Consider the following 15,774-nt stretch of genomic DNA (forward strand, 5'->3'; position numbering starts at 1 on the left):
GGCTGCTCGCCGTTCGCCGCGAGCCACCGGCTCAGAGGCGGACCACGCGTCCCTCCCCCGCGGAACGGCGGGCGGCCTCGATGACCTCGAGTGCCCGGACCGCGTCCCAGGGGTCGACCGGGAGGTCGCCGTCGCCTCGGAGCGCCCGGGCCAGTCGGGAGTAGAACTCGGGATAGCGCCCCGGATCGGTCGACTCGTCGCGACGCGTGCCGCCCGTGACGACGACACCACGACGATCGCCCGCGTCGACCCCGTAGGTGGGATCGACCGGCGGCAGTCCGGACGACAGCTGGGCCTCTTGCGGGTCGAGGCCGTGCACCTCGTACGCGCCGGCCGACCCCAGCACCCGGAACCTCGGCCCGGGGAGGGCTGCGACGTGGCTCATCGTGAGCCGCGACCGTCGACCCCCGTCGTGCTCGAGCGAGAGATGCACGTCGTCGTCGGCCGAGCCGGTGGGGCGGCGGGTCGCGATCTCGGCATGGACGGACCGGACCGGCCCCAGGAGGCGCATGACCTGGTCGACGAGGTGCGGGCCCAGGTCGAACAGGATGCCGCCACCATCGGCGGGTGTGGCCCGACGTTTCCAGCCGACGCGGTTCTCGAGCTTCCACGGCTCGAAACGCGACTCGACCGTGTGCACGTCGCCCAGCTCACCCGACCCCGCGAGACGCGTCGCCGTCAGGAAGTCGCCGTCCCACCGCCGGTTCTGGTAGACCGTCAGCGGCCGCCCCAGCGACGCGGCGAGCCCGACGAGCCCGCGGGCGTCGTCGGCCGAGGTCGCGAGCGGCTTGTCGACCACCACGGCGGCCCCGGCTCGCAGGGCACGCACCGCGGTCTCGACGTGGGTGTCGTTCGGGGTGGCCACGACGACCAGGTCGAGTTCACGACGCCAGAGCTCGTCGACGTCGGCGACGACCTCTGCACCGGGATGCGCCGCGACGGCCTGCCCCGCACGGTCGGGGTCGCGCGTGACGACGGCATCGACCTGCCAGGCCGGGTCCGCCGCCAGGAGCGCGCCGTGGAACACCCGTCCTGCGAGCCCGTAGCCCACGATGCCGACGCGCAGCGGCTCGACGGCGCTCATGCGGCGGCGAACGGGTCGGGGGTGAGCACGTAGACCGTCTCGAGGTACTCGTGGATGCCCTCGGCACCGCCCTCACGGCCGAGGCCCGACGACTTGACGCCGCCGAACGGGGCCGAGGCGTTCGACACCACGCCGACGTTCAGCCCGAGCATGCCGGTCTGCAGCCGTTCGGCCAGCCGCTGCCCTCTGGCGAGGTCCCGCGTGAAGGCGTAGGCGACGAGCCCGAACTCGGTGTCGTTCGCGAGGCGGACCCCCTCGGCCTCGTCCCGGAACGTCGAGACGGCCAGGACGGGGCCGAAGATCTCGGTCGTCAGGATCTCGCTGCCGGGGGCGACGCCCGACACGACGGTCGGCTCGAAGAACGTGCCCGGACCGTCGACGGGGTGGCCGCCGGTCTCGACCACCGCGCCGTGGGCGACGGCGTCGCGGACCAGGCGGTCGGCCTTGTCGACGGCCCGGTCGTCGATCAACGGGCCCACGGAGACCCCGTCGTCGGTCCCCGCGCCCACCCGGAGTCCTCGTACGCGCTCGACCACCCGGGCGGTGAACTCGTCGGCGACCGACTCGTGCACGATGAACCGGTTGGCGGCCGTGCAGGCCTGGCCCACGTTGCGGAACTTCGCCTGCATCGCGCCCTCGACCGCGGCGTCGAGGTCGGCGTCGTCGAAGACGACGAAGGGGGCGTTGCCCCCGAGTTCCATCGAGGTGCGCAACACCTGCTGGGAGGCCTGCGTCAGCAGCGTCGAACCGACCGGCGTCGACCCCGTGAAGCTGAGCTTCCGGAGGCGCGGGTCACGGATCAGGGGCTCGCACACGTCGTTCGCCGACAGGGTCGTCACGACGTTCACCACCCCGTCGGGAACACCCGCCTCGGCGAGCAGGGCGGCGAAGGCGAGCGTGGTGAGCGGGGTCAGCTCGGCCGGCTTGACGACCACCGTGCAGCCGGCGGCGAGGGCGGGCGCGATCTTGCGGGTCGCCATGGCGAGGGGGAAGTTCCACGGGGTGATCAGCAGGCAGGGGCCCACCGGGCGGTGCAGCACCGTCGTCCGGCCGGTGCCCTCGGGGTTGGTGCCGTAGCGACCCGAGACGCGCACGGCCTCTTCGGAGAACCAGCGGAGGAACTCGCCGCCGTAGGTGACCTCGCCGAGCGACTCGTCCAGCGGCTTGCCCATCTCGAGCGTCATCAGGAGGGCGAAGTCGTCGCGCCGCTGCATCAGCAGGTCGAAGGCGCGACGCAACACCTCGCTGCGGTGGCGGGGGGACGTGGCCGCCCAGTCCTCTTGCGCGGCGACCGCGGCGTCGAGGGCCCGCAGGCCGTCGGCGGGAGTGGCGTCGGCCACCGCGACCAGGACCTCGCCCGTGGCCGGGTCGACGACGTCGATCGTCTCGCCGGAGGACGACGGGCCCCACGAGCCCCCCACGAAGAGGCCGATGGGCACGGCCTCGACCACGCGACGACGCTCGGCGGCCGTCACGACCGGGCGGCTCACGCCGGGACCCCGGTCGAGCCGTCGACGACGTCGGACGACGGGACCGTGCGCACGCCGGCCGCGCGCAGCTCGGCCAGGGCGGCCTCGCTCGGAGACGGGGCCACACCCGCCACGAGGTCGGTCAGCACCGTGACCCCGAGCCCGGCGGTGACGGCGTCGAGGGCCGAGGCCCGGACGCAGTGGTCGGTCGCCAGACCGACCACGTCGACCTCGTCGACGCCCGTCGCGGCCAGGACGTCACCGAACGGCCGCCCGTCGTCGACGAGCCCGTCGAACAACGAATAGGCCGGCCGACCGTCGCCCTTGAGCACGTGGACGTCGACGAGGGCGGTGTCGAGGTCGGGGTGGTAGTCGGCACCGGTCGACCCCTGCACGCAGTGGACCGGCCACGAGTCGACGAAGTCGGGCTCGAGGCTGAAGTGGCCGCCGTTGTCGCCGTCGGCCGCGTGCCAGTCGCGGCTGGCGACGACGAGGTCGTACCGGTCGCGATGGGCGCGGAGGTGGTCGGTGACCGCCTGCGCGACGTGGGCGCCGCCGGTGACCCCGAGCGCGCCTCCTTCGGTGAAGTCGTTCTGGACGTCGATGACGAAGAGTGCTCTGGTCATGCCACCATTCTCGCGCGCCGCACCGACAGCGGCACGCCTCAGCCGTTGGCCAGGTTGTCGCCGCAGTTGTAGACGGCCGTCGTCAGGGTGTCGAGGGCGGCCCGCGCGTCGTCCTGCACGGAGCCGATCGCGTAGAAGGCGAAGGTGAGTTTCGTGCCGTCCGCCGCGTCCACCGTACCGGCCAGGGTGTAGGCCGTGTCGATCCAGCCGGTCTTGGCGTGCACGGCACCACGGGCCACGGCGTTCGCGCCCGTGAACCGGGAGGCGAGCGTGCCCGTCTTGCCCGACACCGGCAGCGCGTCGTAGACGACGCCGAGGCCGTGCTCGCGGTTCAGGACCTGGATCATCAGGCGCGCGACGAAGGTCGAGGGCACGGCGTCGTTCTCGCTCAGGCCGGACCCGTCGATGATCGTGAGCGAGGACGTGTCGAGACCGTAGGTCGACGAGAGCACGGACTTGTAGAGGGCGGTGAGCGACGCGGCCGACCCGTCGGCACCGGACGCCTTCGACGAGACGCGAGCGAGCATCTCGGCGAGGGTGTTGTCAGAGGTCGGCAGCAGCTGCGAGATCAGGCGGCCGACCGGCTGGGACGACACCTGGGCGATCACGGTGCCGCTCGTGGCGGCGCCCTGGGTCATGGTGGCGGAGTCGGCGCCGACGACGCCCGCGGCGACGAGCGCGGAGCGGAAGGCGTCGCCGGCACGGGCGACGGGGTCGGTGCTGCGCGGACTCGTCTGGGCCGCAGGGTTCGCCCGGTCGCCGTCGACCATGAGCGCGGTGACCTCGGAGTGGTACCCGATGGTCTGCTCGGTGCGCTTCCAGGACGGGTCCCACTTGTCGGAGGGGTTCCAGAAGGTGGCGTCGAGCGTGATCTGCGTGAGGGGCTGCTCGCCGAGCGACGCCTTCACCTGGGTCGCGAGGTCGGCCACCGTGGGGGCCCCGGCGTACACGCTCGAGCCGGTGGCGCTGAGCGTGGCGTCACCGCCGCCGACCAGGGACACGGCACCCGTCCCGGCGTCGCCGGTCACCCGGGTCGTGAGACGCGCGTCGGGCCCGAGGACCGACAGGGCGACCGCGCTCGTCAGGGTCTTCAACACGCTGCCCGTGCGAGCCGGGGTCGAACCGTTGCGGTCGAAGAGGACCTCGCCCGTGGCGGCGTTGACCACGCTGCCCTCGAACTGGGCGAGACGGGCGTCGGACGCGGCCCCGGTGACCGAGCAGGTCCGGAGGCGCGTGGCACCCGGGATCTCGGCGGGAACCGAACGGGCGGGGTCGACCGAGGGGGTCGGGGTCGCCCAGGGCCCCGCCGCCGTCTGACCCGGCGCCCCCGCCATCCGACCGGCTACGGGCGGTCGGCGTCGTCCCGGTCGGCGACACGCTCGTCGGCGTCGTCCCGCTCGTCGACCCCGTCGAGCGGCGCGACCGGAGCCCCGGTCGCCACCGCACCGGCGGTCGCCACCTCGGACGCCGTCCCGGCACCGCGCCTCCCGGCCCGCCCGGCGCCACGACCGTGCGCGGCACGCTCGGCGGCCTCGAGCTGCTCGGCCTCGTCGCCCGACAGCGCCTCGCCGCGGGACACCATGCCGGCCACGTCGGAGAGTCTGATCTGCGGCAGGAAGAGCGACAGCACGAACGCCACGGCGATGAACGGGATCAGGTAGGCGAAGACCGGCGCCAGCGAGTCGGCGTAGGCCTCGACGACGAGCCGACGGATCTGCTCGGGCAGCTGGTTCAGCGTCGCGGGGTCGAGGGTCGCCGTGGCCTGCGAGGCGTCACCGGCCGACGCCCCGGCGCCCGTGAAGACGTCCGTCAGGTTCGAGGTGAGCCGGCTCGTGAACAACGCACCGAAGATCGCGACGCCGAGCGCGGCGCCCACCTCGCGGAAGTAGTTGTTCGTGCTGGTCGCCGTGCCCACGTTCTGGGCGTCGACCGAGTTCTGCACCACGAGCACGACGACCTGCATGATCAGGCCGAGGCCCGCACCGAAGAGGAAGAGGAACACGCAGATCAGCCAGAGCGGGGTGTCGGCGGTCAGGGTCGTGAACAGCGCCATGGCGATGCCGGTCAGGATCGTGCCGACCACCGGGAAGACCTTGTACTTGCCGGTCCGGGTGATCAGGTTGCCCGACAGGATCGACGTGCCGATCAGGCCGACCATCATCGGCAGCAGCAGCAGGCCCGAGACGGCCGCGGACGCGCCCGACGACATCTGCAGGAAGGTCGGCACGAACGCGATGGCCGAGAACATGCCGATGCCGAGTACGAAGCCGACGGCGGTCGCCAGCACGAACACCTTGTTGCGGAAGAACGACAGCGGGATGATCGGGTCGTCGGCACGCGACTCGACGAGCACGAACAGCGACGCCGCCACCACGACTCCGGCGCCCCAGAACCAGGTCTCGGGCGCACCCCAGCCGTGGTCGTCCTGACCGCCGAACTCGGTGAAGAAGATCAGGCAGGTGGTCGCCGCCGACAGCAGCACCACGCCGAGCACGTCGATGCGCTTGGTGGCCTTCTTGCTCGGCAGCGTCAGGGCGGCCCAGGTGATGGCGAACGCCGCGATGCCGACGGGGATGTTGATGTAGAACGCCCACTGCCAGGTGAGGTGGTCGACGAAGAAGCCGCCGAGCAGGGGTCCGCCGATGGCCGACAGGCCGAAGACCGCGCCGAGCGGGCCGAGGTACTTGCCGCGCTCGGAGGCGGGCACGATGTCGGCGATGATCGCCTGCGAGAGGATCATCAGACCGCCGCCGCCGAGGCCCTGGATCGCGCGGAACACCACGAACATCCAGAAGTCGGTGGCGAAGGCGCAGCCGATGCTCGCGAGGGTGAAGATCGCGATCGCCACGAGGAACAGGTTGCGACGGCCGAGGACGTCGCCGAACTTGCCGTAGATCGGCATGACGATCGTCGTGGCGAGCAGGTACGCCGTGGTGATCCAGGCCTGGTGCTCGACGCCGCCGAGCTCGCCGACGATGGTCGGCATGGCCGTCGACACGATCGTCTGGTCGAGGCTCGACAGCAGCATGCCCGAGATGAGGGCGCCGAAGATGATCCAGATGCGTCTCTTCGTCAAGAGGAAGGGCGCGTCGGCCTTCGCTGCGGTGGTGGTCGTCATGGCTGGGTCACAGCGCCTTTCGGTCGTGGTCGGCAGGGTGGGTCGGGGCGGGCGGGGAGGCGGGGCCACGAGGCGCGGCGGCGGCGAAGAGCTCGCGGGCGATCACGAGCTGGTCGGCGAGGACGGCGTCGAAGCGCTCGTCGTCCCGCCCCTCGGCGGAGAAGAACCGTTCGAAGGCCCGCTGGACGAGTCCGGTGAGCAGGGTCACCGCGACGTCGATGCGGGGATCGCCCACGTCGAGCCCCTCGTGTGCGGCCACGGCCGAGACGACGCGTCGCCGCTGCTCGTCGCCCTGCCGCATCATGGCGCCGAACAGGCGGGGCTCGCGGTCGAGCGCGGCCTTGAAGTGCACGGCCTGCCCGCGGGTGAGGCCGACGTTCTCGACACGCTCGACGACGAGCGCGCCCAGGTCGTCGAAGACGGTCGACAAGGGCGGGAGGCGCGGGTCGCGTCGCGAGGACGAGTACCCGTCGAGCGCCTCGTCGTCGTCGTCGAGCGCGACGCCGACGACGACGTCGTCCTTCGACGCGAAGTGGTTGAAGAACGTCCGACGCGAGATGCCGACCGAGGCGCAGAGCTCCTCGATGGTGAAGCCGGCGAGTCCGTGCTCGGCCGTCAGGCGCCGGGCGGCAGCGGTCAACGCGACGCGGGTGCGCAGCCGACGCTGGGCCGTCTTGCCGGCGGTCGTGGCCATCGCGCGCCTCCTGGTCTCGTCGCTCTCGTGATCGGCGACGTCGCCGGGGGCCTCGCGGCCGAAGACGATGATTGCACTTTCATGCCGGGAGTGCAATCACGCATCCTGTGGACCCGGCCGGCCACCGGGCCGGCTGGGGGCTACGCGGCAGAACCATCCGCGTCCCCTGAGAACGCCGCCACCGGACGTCAGGTGTTGCCTACGCTGAACCGATGAGTGCACCGAGAGCCCGCCGCGTCTGCCTGTCGGTCGCCGGTTTCGCCCTCGTGGCGATCGGCCTGGCCGTCCTGGCGTTCACCTTCGACTGGGACGCCCCCACGATGTTCGGCCTGCCCACCGGGCTCGCCGGCTTCTCGCTGATGATCGCCGGCGCGATCGTCGCCGAGGTCGGCTTCCGCGGGGCGGTCAAGGCGCGGAGGCGCGAGGTCGCGGTCCGTCGGCGCTCGCAGGTCACCGACCTCGAGCGCACCTCGTAGCGGTCGCCGTCAGACGGTGAGCCACTTGATCGCGGGGTAGAGCACCCGGGCGATCTTGCGGGGGCACGGGAACGACGTCTGCGTGCCGTCGCGTTCGTTAAGTGTGATGACCGGCCGATCCGCGACCGTCGAGTAGTCGACGGTCTCGAGGGAACCGGCGGGGATCTCGTGCGTGGTGGGGCGGCCGGCGGTGTCACGGAGGACGTAGACGAGACGATCGTCGTGCACCTGCATGCCGTGCTGCGCACCGCCTGCCGTCCACGTCACCGAGAGTCTCACGAGCCGACCCTAGCGGGTCGCCGGGCCTCGGGGGCCCGGGCGTCGTCCCCCCGCTGCCGCCCGACCTCCCGACCAGGAGGCGCGGCGTCGGTCGTCCTCACGGCGCCGCGACCCCGAGGGCGTCGCCCAGGTCGCGGAAGACCGCCTCGGCGACGGGCCGGCGGGACGCGGACAGCGCCTCCTGCACGACTCGCCCGTAGAGGATGCCGGCCTCGTCCACGCCGCTCGACCCCTCGGCGGTGAGCGCCAGGACGAAGCTGCGTCGATCGGTCGGGTGCTGGAGTCGGACGACGAGCCCGGCGGCCTCGAGCCGGTCGGCGAGGGCCGTCATGGCACCCGACGAGAGCCCCAGGGCTTCGCCGACCTTCTTGGGCGGGGTGTCGCCGTGCACCGAGAGGTGCACCAGGGCGAGGTAGTCCGTGGCGCCGACGCCCATGCCCTTGGCCAACCGGTCGTTGACGGAGGCGATCCGGGACTGCAGGCGTTGCAGCGCGACGAGCACGGCGGTGACGTCGTCGGTCCGCGGCTCAGGGCGGGTGTCGGCACGGGTGTCGGAACGGGGCGCGACGGTCGTCTGCGCGTCGGGGGCGGGGGTCATCGGGTCTCCGGGAGGAATCGGATCGGGTACGGCGTCCACCTCGGCCCGGGGTTCGGGTCCCGTCCGACGACTGCGCGACACTTGTCGCTTATTGAACGAGCAACTCGACCACCAAGTAGTTAGATGATCGTACCATCGGTGGACGGGCCCCGGAAGTCCCCCGGTCACGGGTCGTCCGTCGATGCATCCGGTGCACGATCCGACTCGTGAGGCGAGTAAACTCGCGGCGGACTCGGCGCCAGGGTCCGGCCAACCGGGGTCGACGACGATCCGACGACACGATCGACACCGCAGGAGCAACCCCATGACCGCAGACCCCCGCCCCCACGTCGTCATCGTCGGCGGCGGCTTCGCCGGCATCGCGGCGATGAGGTCCCTCCGAGACGCCGACGTCCGCATCACCCTGATCGACCGCCACGTCTACAACATGTTCCAGCCGCTCATGTACCAGGTCGCCACCGGCGGCCTCAACGCGGGCGACGTCACCTACTTCCTGCGCAGCCTGCGGTCCAAGCAGTCGAACGCCGAGTTCCGCCACGGGTTGCTCACGACGATCCGCGCCGACGAGCGCATCATCACCCTGCGCGACGGCGAAGAGATCGCCTACGACGCCCTGGTCCTCGCCAACGGCGTCAACACCAGCTACTTCGGCACCAAGGGCGCCTACGAGTACGCCTACTCGATGTACTCCCGCTCGCAGGCGCTGCGCATCCGCGACGAGCTCTTCACGCAGCTCGAGAACGCCGCGGCCTCGGTGGGCAGCGGCGAGGTGCGCGTCGTCATCGTCGGTGGCGGTGCCACGGGCGTCGAGATGGCCGGCGCGCTGGCCGAACTGCGCGACCAGGCGTTGAAGGACGCCTACCCCGAGATCGACGCGTCGAGCATCACGATCACCCTCGTGCACCGCAGCGGCGAGTTGCTCAAGCCCTTCTCCCCCCGTCTGCGCAAGTACGCCGCCAAGGTGCTGCGCAAGCGCGGCGTCGACCTGCGGCTCGACACGGGTGTCGAGGAGGTCCGTCCCGACGGCGTCGTCGCCGCGGACGGCGAGTTCATCCCGGCCGAGCTCGTCATCTGGGCCACCGGCGTCGCGGCCCACGCCGAGGTCGCCTCGTGGGGCGTGCCCCAGACCCACGGCGGACGCATCCAGGTGAACGACGACCTCACGGTCAAGGGCTTCGACTGCATCTTCGCCGCGGGTGACATCGCCGCCACCGACGACGCCCTCGCTCAGCTCGCCCAGCCGGCGATCCAGGGCGGCGAGCACATCGGCGAACAGATCGTCCGCCTGCTCGCCGGCAAGAAGCTCGCGCCGTTCAAGTACCACGACAAGGGCACCATGGCCACGGTGGGCACGAACGCCGCCGTGGTGCAGTTGCCCAACGGCTTCACGCTGACCGGCCCCGTCGCCTGGCTGTTGTGGGTGTTCGTCCACATCACGAGCCTGCTCGGGAACGGCAACCGACTCTCGACCCTCACGCACTTCTTCGTGCGCTACCTCTGGGCGCTCCGCAAGCGGGCCATCCCCATCGTGGGCGACGTCCGGCCGGTGCGCCCGAACGGCGACCGGGCGCCCGAGAAGTGGCAGACCGAGAAGGCCGAGTAGCGGTCGGCGCCTCCTGACCCGGACGCCGAGAACCCCGTTCACGAAGACGAACCACGATTGATCGGGGTTCTTCTTCGCGAACGGGGTTCTTCTCGGTGATCGGCTACGTGCCCGATCGGTCGAGCGGAGGTGTTACTCGGTGGCGGCGGTGATCTTCGCGACGCCGACGAGCATCTCGTCCTGGACGGCGTCGGTCTTGAAGGTCTGGTTCAGCAGCGACGCGGCGTCGGGGCTGATGTGCACCGTGGTGCCCTCGAGGACGGCGTTCGAGCCTTCCATCTGGATCGGCTTGAGCGTGCCACCCCAGAGGTTGAAGAGGTAGGCGTCCTCGGCGGCGACGGTACCGTTGGCGGTGACGGTGCCGTAGAGCTTGCTCTCACCCGGGTCGATGCGGAAGTCGGTCAGTTCGACGACGGTGCCGTCGGCCGAGGTCAGCGACAGGCCGGAGCCGTCGTGGTCGATCTCGCCCTGGACGTAGGGTCGCACGTCGCTGTCGGGGCCGTAGTAGTCGACATTGCCGCCCGTGATGGGGAAGGCGAAGGTGCCGTCGGTGAAGGTCGCGGTGCCGACGACGCCCGGGGTCAGGCCGAGCGAGGTGATCGCGTCGACGAAGGACTGGTCGACGGCGACCTGGGTGTCGACGCCGTTGCTGAGGTCGGCGATCGACGCGGCGGGCGTCGAGGCGGCGCTGGGCTCGGAGGACGATGAGCTCGACGAGGAGGACGTGTCGGTCGAGGTGCCGGAGTCCATCGAGCACGCGGCGAGGGAGAAGAGCAGGGCGCCCGAGGCGACGAGGCCGAGGGTGGTCTTGGTGATGTTCTTGCGAGTGAAAGCGTTCATGGTGAAGCTCCTTGTCAGTTGGTCCCGGTGGGGATGTACTGGGTTCGCCACCGGGCCCGAAAAGGATTGGAACGCATCTACTTCGTTACCCGGCCGTGACCTCCACCGCCGCGTCGGCACCGGCGACCGGACCCGGGGAACGTCGCGCGCGGGCCACCGCGAGCCCGCGTTGCGAGCTCCAGAAGTCGCGGACCGTCTCGCGGAGTTCGGACGCGCCGACGTCCGCTCCGAAGGCCAGCGACCCCGGCTCGAGGGCGATGCCGTCGGCCAGGGTGGGCAGGGCGACGGGGTCGAAGCCGATGGCGTCCACGAGGTCCGCGACGACGTCGAGTGCCTCTCGGTCGTCCGATGCCAGGGCGATCGCGCTCCGCTCGGGATGACCGGCGGGCAGTGCTCCCTCGTCGAGGTCGTGGTACCCCATGTGGTTGAAGCCCTTCACGACGCGTGACGCGGGCAGGTGCTGCTGGACGAGCTCGCTCGTCGAGGTCCGGACGTCCGAGAGGTCGTCGCGCAGGCCGTCCGTCTCCCACCAGTAGTTCATGGCGTCGACGACGACCTTGCCCGCGAGTGCGTCCACCGGCACCGAGTCGAGCTTGCCGAGCGGCAGGGCCAGGACGACGATGTCGGCCTCCCGTGCCGCGTCGGCCGACCAGACCGCGCGGGCCCCGGGGGCGATCACGTCGACGATGAGGCGGATGCGGGCAGGGTCCCCCGAGCCGGAGAGGAGGACGGGGTGGCCGGCGGCGTGGACGAGGCGGGCGAGGACGGTGCCGACCTTGCCCGCGCCGAGGATGCCGATGGTGGGTGCGGACGTCATGTGTCGTGCAACGCACGAGGGCATCCGACGATTCCGGACGCGGCGATGCACCGCAGGCCCCTGAACCAGGTCTGCGGTGCACCGTCGGTGTGGAGTCGCTCAGAAGCGAGCGACGGAGGTGACCGTCAGGCGCGGGCCGTCCGGAGGCGGGCCGCCACGAGCAGGCCGAGCCCGGCGAGCAGCGCCAGCAGCCCACCCACGAGCGGGCCCGACGCGTCACCACCGGTGAAGGCCAGCGACGAGTCGGCGGCGAGGGCCGAGGAGGCGCTGGTCCCCGAGGCGAGGACGCTGCGGTCGGCCGCCGCGGCGGTCACGAGCACGGTGCCGGTGGTGCCGGTCGTGCCGTCGACGCCGCTGGTGCCGTCCGTGCCGGGCGTGGTGGTGCCGCCGTCACCCGGGGTGGCGGGCGTCGTCGGGTCGGTCGGCTCGAACGGCTCGGCCGGGTCGACGGGGATCGTCGGGTCGGTCGGGTCGGTCGGGTCGGTGGGGTCGGTCGGCGTGGTCGGGACGGTCGGCGTGGTGCCGGTCGTCCCCTCCGTGGTGTCGCTGTCGCCGATCACCGAGACGGCATTGCCACCCACGGTCACGGGCAGCCCCACCGACGGCACGACCTGCGTGCCCCCGAGGATTCCGTCGTCACCACTGGTGGTGCCACCGGTCGAACCCGTCCCGGTACCAGTGGTGCCGGCGCCCGTCGTGGTGCCGGTGCTGCTGCTGTCACCGACCACCGAGACGGCGTTGCCGCCCACGGTCACGGGCAGCCCCACCGACGGCACGACCTGCGTGCCCCCGAGGATTCCGTCGTCACCGCTCGTGGTGCCACCGGTGGTGCCCGTACCGGTGCCGGTGGTGCCGGTGCCGGTGGTGCCGGTGCCGGTGGTGCCGGTGCCCGTCGTGGTGCCCGTGCTGCTGCTGTCGCCGACCACCGAGACGGCATTGCCGCCCACGGTCACGGGCAGCCCCACCGACGGCACGACCTGCGTGCCCCCGAGGATTCCGTCGTCACCGCTCGTGGTGCCACCGGTCGAACCCGAACCGGTGCCGCTGGTGCCGGTGCCGGTGGTGCCGGTGCCCGTCGTGGTGCCCGTGCTGCTGCTGTCGCCGATCACCGAGACGGCGTTGCCGCCCACGGTCACGGGCAGCCCCACGGACGGCACGACCTGCGTGCCCCCGAGGATGCCCTCGTCACCACTCGTGGTGCCACCGGTCGAACCCGAACCGGTACCGGTGGTGCCGGTGCCCGTCGTGGTGCCCGTGCTGCTGCTGTCGCCGATCACCGAGATCGCGTTGCCACCGACCGTGACCGGGGTGGTCACCGTCGGGATCACCTGCGTACCCCCGGCGATGGAGTCGTCACCGCTGGTGGCGGCCCCACCCGTGGTCGGACCCGTGCCGGTGGTGCCGGTGCCGGAACTCGCGGCCGGAGCCGTGGTCGAGCCGGTGCTGCTGCTGTCGCCGACCACCGAGACGGCGTTGCCGCCCACGGTCACGGGCAGCCCCACCGACGGCACGACCTGCGTGCCCCCGAGGATGCCGTCGTCACCACTGGTGGTGCCGGTGGCCGAGCCGGTGGGGCCGGCGCCGGTCGCGCCTCCTGCGGGGGTGCCGGTCGTGGTGCCGGTGCTCGACGAGTCGCCCAGCACCGAGATCGCGTTGCCGCCGACCGTGACCGGCAGGGTCACGTCGACGAGAGCCTGGGTGCCCGAGCCGATCGCGTCGTCGCCCGACGTGGCGGCAGGTGCCGCCGGTGCCGGTGCCGGCGCCGGTGCCGCGGGGGCCGCGGCCTGGACGGGAGCGGCCGTGCCGGCCGAGTCGCCCAGCACCGAGACCGCGTTGCCACCGACGCTGACCGGTACGTCGATCGAGACGAAGCCCTGGCTGCCCGAGAGCACGCCCGAGTCGCCGCTCGTCGTCGTGACGGGCGCGGCGGGTGCGGCGGGTGCCGCGGCCGGGGCGGCGGGTGCCGCAGCCGGAGCGGCAGGGGCGACAGGCGCACCAGGGACCGGCGCGGTGCTGCTCGAGTCGCCGAGGACGCTGACCGCGTTGCCGAGCGCCGAGACCGGAGCCTCGACGACGGCGCCGACCTGGGTGCCCGAGAGCAGCCCGTCGTCGCCGGTGGTGGTCGCCGCGTTCGCGGCGGTGGTTCCGAGGGCCCAGATGCCCCCGATGAAGAGCGCTCCCATGAGCCCTCTCGAGACGTACGTGTTCATGGTCTTCTCCAAGAGATGAGGTGTGTGGTGCCGCGGAGTCGCGGCGGGGTCGCTGATGTCGCCGGCAGCCGGGAGGCTGCAGGGGCGACGCGACCGGCCTCAGTCGGGGGAAGAGTCGGTGTCGTACGCAGGCGTCGACGGGAGGTCGTCGTCGCCGTCCGCGGACCCCGCCGAGACGGCGAGTCCGGGAAGCTGGGAGGCGCGGGTCGCGTCGAGCGCGACGGCACCGCCGGCCGCTCCGCCGCCCGAGGCCTGACCGTTCGCGCTTCCGCCGGTGCCCGAGGGCAGGGCGGGCGTGCCGTGGTCGTCACCGGCAGGAAGCGGTGCGGGGCCGGGGGTGGGCGTCAGAGGTGCGCTGGTCGTGTCGGCGGACGAGGACGGACCCGAGGCGATCTGCGCCCGCAGGATGCCGACCGCGTCGGTCGATGCGGTCGTGCCGGACACGTCGGACGCGTCGGTCACCGCGGCGACGGCGAGCTCGTCGGCGGCGACGACTCCGAGGCCGTCGGTTCCGTCGACGTCCGCGTCCGCCCCGGCGGGCGCGTCGCCCGCGGGGACCGTGACGCCCGGTCGGGGCGTGACGCCCCCGGGCACGACCGGCGGGACCACGGGGGCGGCGGGGGCCGCGGCCGAGTCGCCGACGGCGGTCAGCCCCTCGTCGACGACGCCGGTCAGCGGATCGGTCACGGTCGAGACGGGTGCCGGGCCGGTGACGGCAGGCACCACGGGGACGGCCGCGACGACCTGGTCCACGGTCTGCGCGACGGGCGCGACGACCGACGAGACCGGTGCGGCGGCTGCGACCTGCTGCACGACCTGGGGCACCACGGGGGCCGCGGCCTGCACGACCTGCTGCACCGGGGGTGCGACGGCCGTGGCCTGGACGGCGACGCCCGTGACCTGTGACACCGCGCCTCCTGCGGTCTGACCGACGGCGGCCACGGGGGCGTCGAGCGATCCGGCGACCTGGCCGACGGCCGAGGTGACGCCGCCGAGGAGGGACGACGAGGCCTCGTCGGCCGAGGCCGACGGGGACGAGAAGGCGAGTCCGAGACCGACCATGCCGATCGCGGCGAGACCCGAGAAGCCGAGGAGGCGCACGAGACGGAGCGGGGCGGGTCGCCTCGTCGTCGTCTCGGCCGTCTGATCCACGGCGTACCTTCTTCGGTCGCGTCTCACCGGGGTGGTGGGTCCCGGCGTCGGGGTCGTGCCCCTCATCGCGCTGGTGAGACGCGATGTGCCGTCTTTTCTACGCCGACGACGCCGGATTGTCCATGAGCCTGTCTCAGATGTACCCCGATCGCCTCGACGACCCGTCGGCGAGGGACGGCTCAGACCAGCTCGAGGTCCCAGGAGGGCGGCACGTAGACGGAGCCCCACCCGGCGCGCAGGCGCGTGATCGCCCGGTCGAACGACTCCACGACGTCCATGTCACGTCGGACCATGGACTGCAGCTGCAGTCCCTCGTAGAGGGCGATCAACTGCTCTGCACCCCTGGCCGGCTGCATCGTGTCGGGCTCGCGCCCGAGCTCGACGTCCTGCGCGAGCGAGCTGTGGATCAACCGGTAGAACTGCTGCCACTGATCGTGCAACAGCGGCGCCAGGGGGTGGCCGGGGGTCGCCGCGACGTTGACGGTGGCACTCAGCAGGCGCATCAACGCAGGTTCGGCGGCGTTCGCGGCGACGATCGCGCGCAGCAGGGCGATCGTGCCGTGCGTCCGGGCGAGGGGGAGCAGCGGCCGGGTGCGGCGGCCGACCCAGAGGTCGACGGTCGCCAGGACCAGGCCGTTCCAGTGCGTGAACTCGTCGCTCACGGTCTTGACGGGCAGATCGGCGGCTCGGGCGACCAACTCGAACGACGCCTCGTGGAAGGCGTGCTCGGTGAAGACGCGCATGGCCGCCTCGACGATGGCGATGCGTCGCTCGACGGCGGCGGACGGGGTTCCGAACGGGGTGGTGG

Annotated in this window: 15 protein-coding genes; 2 read left to right on the top strand and 13 right to left on the bottom strand. The window is 72.3% G+C overall.

Annotated features, from left to right (window positions below; all coding sequences use genetic code 11):
- Positions 1 to 31: 31 nt before the first annotated feature.
- From ARTHRO9V_RS03030 to ARTHRO9V_RS03055, 6 genes are read right to left on the bottom strand one after another with little or no spacing between them, the layout of a single operon-like run.
- Positions 32 to 1,084: a Gfo/Idh/MocA family oxidoreductase gene (locus ARTHRO9V_RS03030; protein WP_159825448.1), complete on the bottom strand. Its 1,053-nt coding sequence runs from the start codon at positions 1,082 to 1,084 to the stop codon at positions 32 to 34.
- Complete coding sequence (locus ARTHRO9V_RS03035; protein WP_370516165.1) at positions 1,081 to 2,523, bottom strand: NAD-dependent succinate-semialdehyde dehydrogenase; 1,443 nt, start codon at positions 2,521 to 2,523, stop codon at positions 1,081 to 1,083. Before ARTHRO9V_RS03035 ends, ARTHRO9V_RS03030 begins: the two co-directional genes overlap by 4 nt.
- 47 nt (positions 2,524 to 2,570) lie before the next feature.
- On the bottom strand, positions 2,571 to 3,179 hold the full coding sequence (locus ARTHRO9V_RS03040; protein ID WP_159825450.1) for an isochorismatase family protein: 609 nt from the start codon (positions 3,177 to 3,179) through the stop codon (positions 2,571 to 2,573).
- Positions 3,180 to 3,217: 38 nt separating this feature from the next.
- Entirely contained in the window at positions 3,218 to 4,513 is a 1,296-nt protein-coding gene (gene dacB / locus ARTHRO9V_RS03045) for a D-alanyl-D-alanine carboxypeptidase/D-alanyl-D-alanine-endopeptidase (RefSeq protein ID WP_159825452.1), read from the bottom strand.
- Positions 4,514 to 4,521: 8 nt separating this feature from the next.
- A complete protein-coding gene (locus ARTHRO9V_RS03050) occupies positions 4,522 to 6,297 on the bottom strand; it encodes an MDR family MFS transporter (protein WP_159825454.1) in 1,776 nt (591 codons plus the stop codon).
- Positions 6,298 to 6,304: 7 nt separating this feature from the next.
- Entirely contained in the window at positions 6,305 to 6,991 is a 687-nt protein-coding gene (locus ARTHRO9V_RS03055) for a TetR/AcrR family transcriptional regulator (protein WP_056047085.1), read from the bottom strand.
- A gap of 212 nt (positions 6,992 to 7,203) precedes the next feature.
- Here ARTHRO9V_RS03055 and ARTHRO9V_RS03060 point away from each other — a divergent pair, with 212 nt between their 5' ends.
- Positions 7,204 to 7,467, top strand: coding sequence for a hypothetical protein (locus ARTHRO9V_RS03060; protein WP_159825456.1), 264 nt, complete (start codon positions 7,204 to 7,206; stop codon positions 7,465 to 7,467).
- Positions 7,468 to 7,476: 9 nt separating this feature from the next.
- Here the strand turns inward: ARTHRO9V_RS03060 and ARTHRO9V_RS03065 are convergent, their stop codons facing one another.
- Both ARTHRO9V_RS03065 and ARTHRO9V_RS03070 read right to left on the bottom strand, forming a co-directional pair.
- Entirely contained in the window at positions 7,477 to 7,746 is a 270-nt protein-coding gene (locus ARTHRO9V_RS03065) for a hypothetical protein (protein ID WP_137848061.1), read from the bottom strand.
- A 97-nt stretch (positions 7,747 to 7,843) separates the two neighbouring features.
- Positions 7,844 to 8,344, bottom strand: a complete 501-nt coding sequence (locus ARTHRO9V_RS03070) for a MarR family winged helix-turn-helix transcriptional regulator (RefSeq protein ID WP_159825458.1) — start codon at positions 8,342 to 8,344, stop codon at positions 7,844 to 7,846.
- A gap of 304 nt (positions 8,345 to 8,648) precedes the next feature.
- Here ARTHRO9V_RS03070 and ARTHRO9V_RS03075 point away from each other — a divergent pair, with 304 nt between their 5' ends.
- Positions 8,649 to 9,947, top strand: a complete 1,299-nt coding sequence (locus ARTHRO9V_RS03075) for an NAD(P)/FAD-dependent oxidoreductase (protein WP_056047096.1) — start codon at positions 8,649 to 8,651, stop codon at positions 9,945 to 9,947.
- A gap of 132 nt (positions 9,948 to 10,079) precedes the next feature.
- Here ARTHRO9V_RS03075 and ARTHRO9V_RS03080 read toward each other — a convergent pair whose 3' ends face one another.
- The 5 genes from ARTHRO9V_RS03080 to ARTHRO9V_RS03100 all read right to left on the bottom strand — a co-directional run.
- Positions 10,080 to 10,787 carry a hypothetical protein gene (locus tag ARTHRO9V_RS03080; RefSeq protein ID WP_159825460.1) on the bottom strand — a complete coding sequence of 236 codons (708 nt, stop codon included), beginning with the start codon at positions 10,785 to 10,787 and terminating at the stop codon, positions 10,080 to 10,082.
- 85 nt (positions 10,788 to 10,872) lie between these two features.
- Positions 10,873 to 11,655 (bottom strand): NADPH-dependent F420 reductase, encoded by a 783-nt coding sequence (locus tag ARTHRO9V_RS03085; protein WP_255350793.1) that lies wholly within the window; start codon positions 11,653 to 11,655, stop codon positions 10,873 to 10,875.
- A gap of 74 nt (positions 11,656 to 11,729) precedes the next feature.
- Positions 11,730 to 13,814, bottom strand: a complete 2,085-nt coding sequence (locus ARTHRO9V_RS03090) for a chaplin family protein (protein ID WP_159825462.1) — start codon at positions 13,812 to 13,814, stop codon at positions 11,730 to 11,732.
- A 99-nt stretch (positions 13,815 to 13,913) separates the two neighbouring features.
- Complete coding sequence (locus tag ARTHRO9V_RS03095; RefSeq protein WP_159825464.1) at positions 13,914 to 14,966, bottom strand: hypothetical protein; 1,053 nt, start codon at positions 14,964 to 14,966, stop codon at positions 13,914 to 13,916.
- A gap of 179 nt (positions 14,967 to 15,145) precedes the next feature.
- Positions 15,146 to 15,774: TetR/AcrR family transcriptional regulator (locus ARTHRO9V_RS03100; protein ID WP_159825466.1), on the bottom strand; the 629-nt coding region annotated here is incomplete at its 5' end.

Origin of the sequence: Frigoribacterium sp. 9N (assembly GCF_902506305.1) — a bacterium.
Classification (GTDB): Bacteria; Actinomycetota; Actinomycetes; order Actinomycetales; family Microbacteriaceae; genus Frigoribacterium.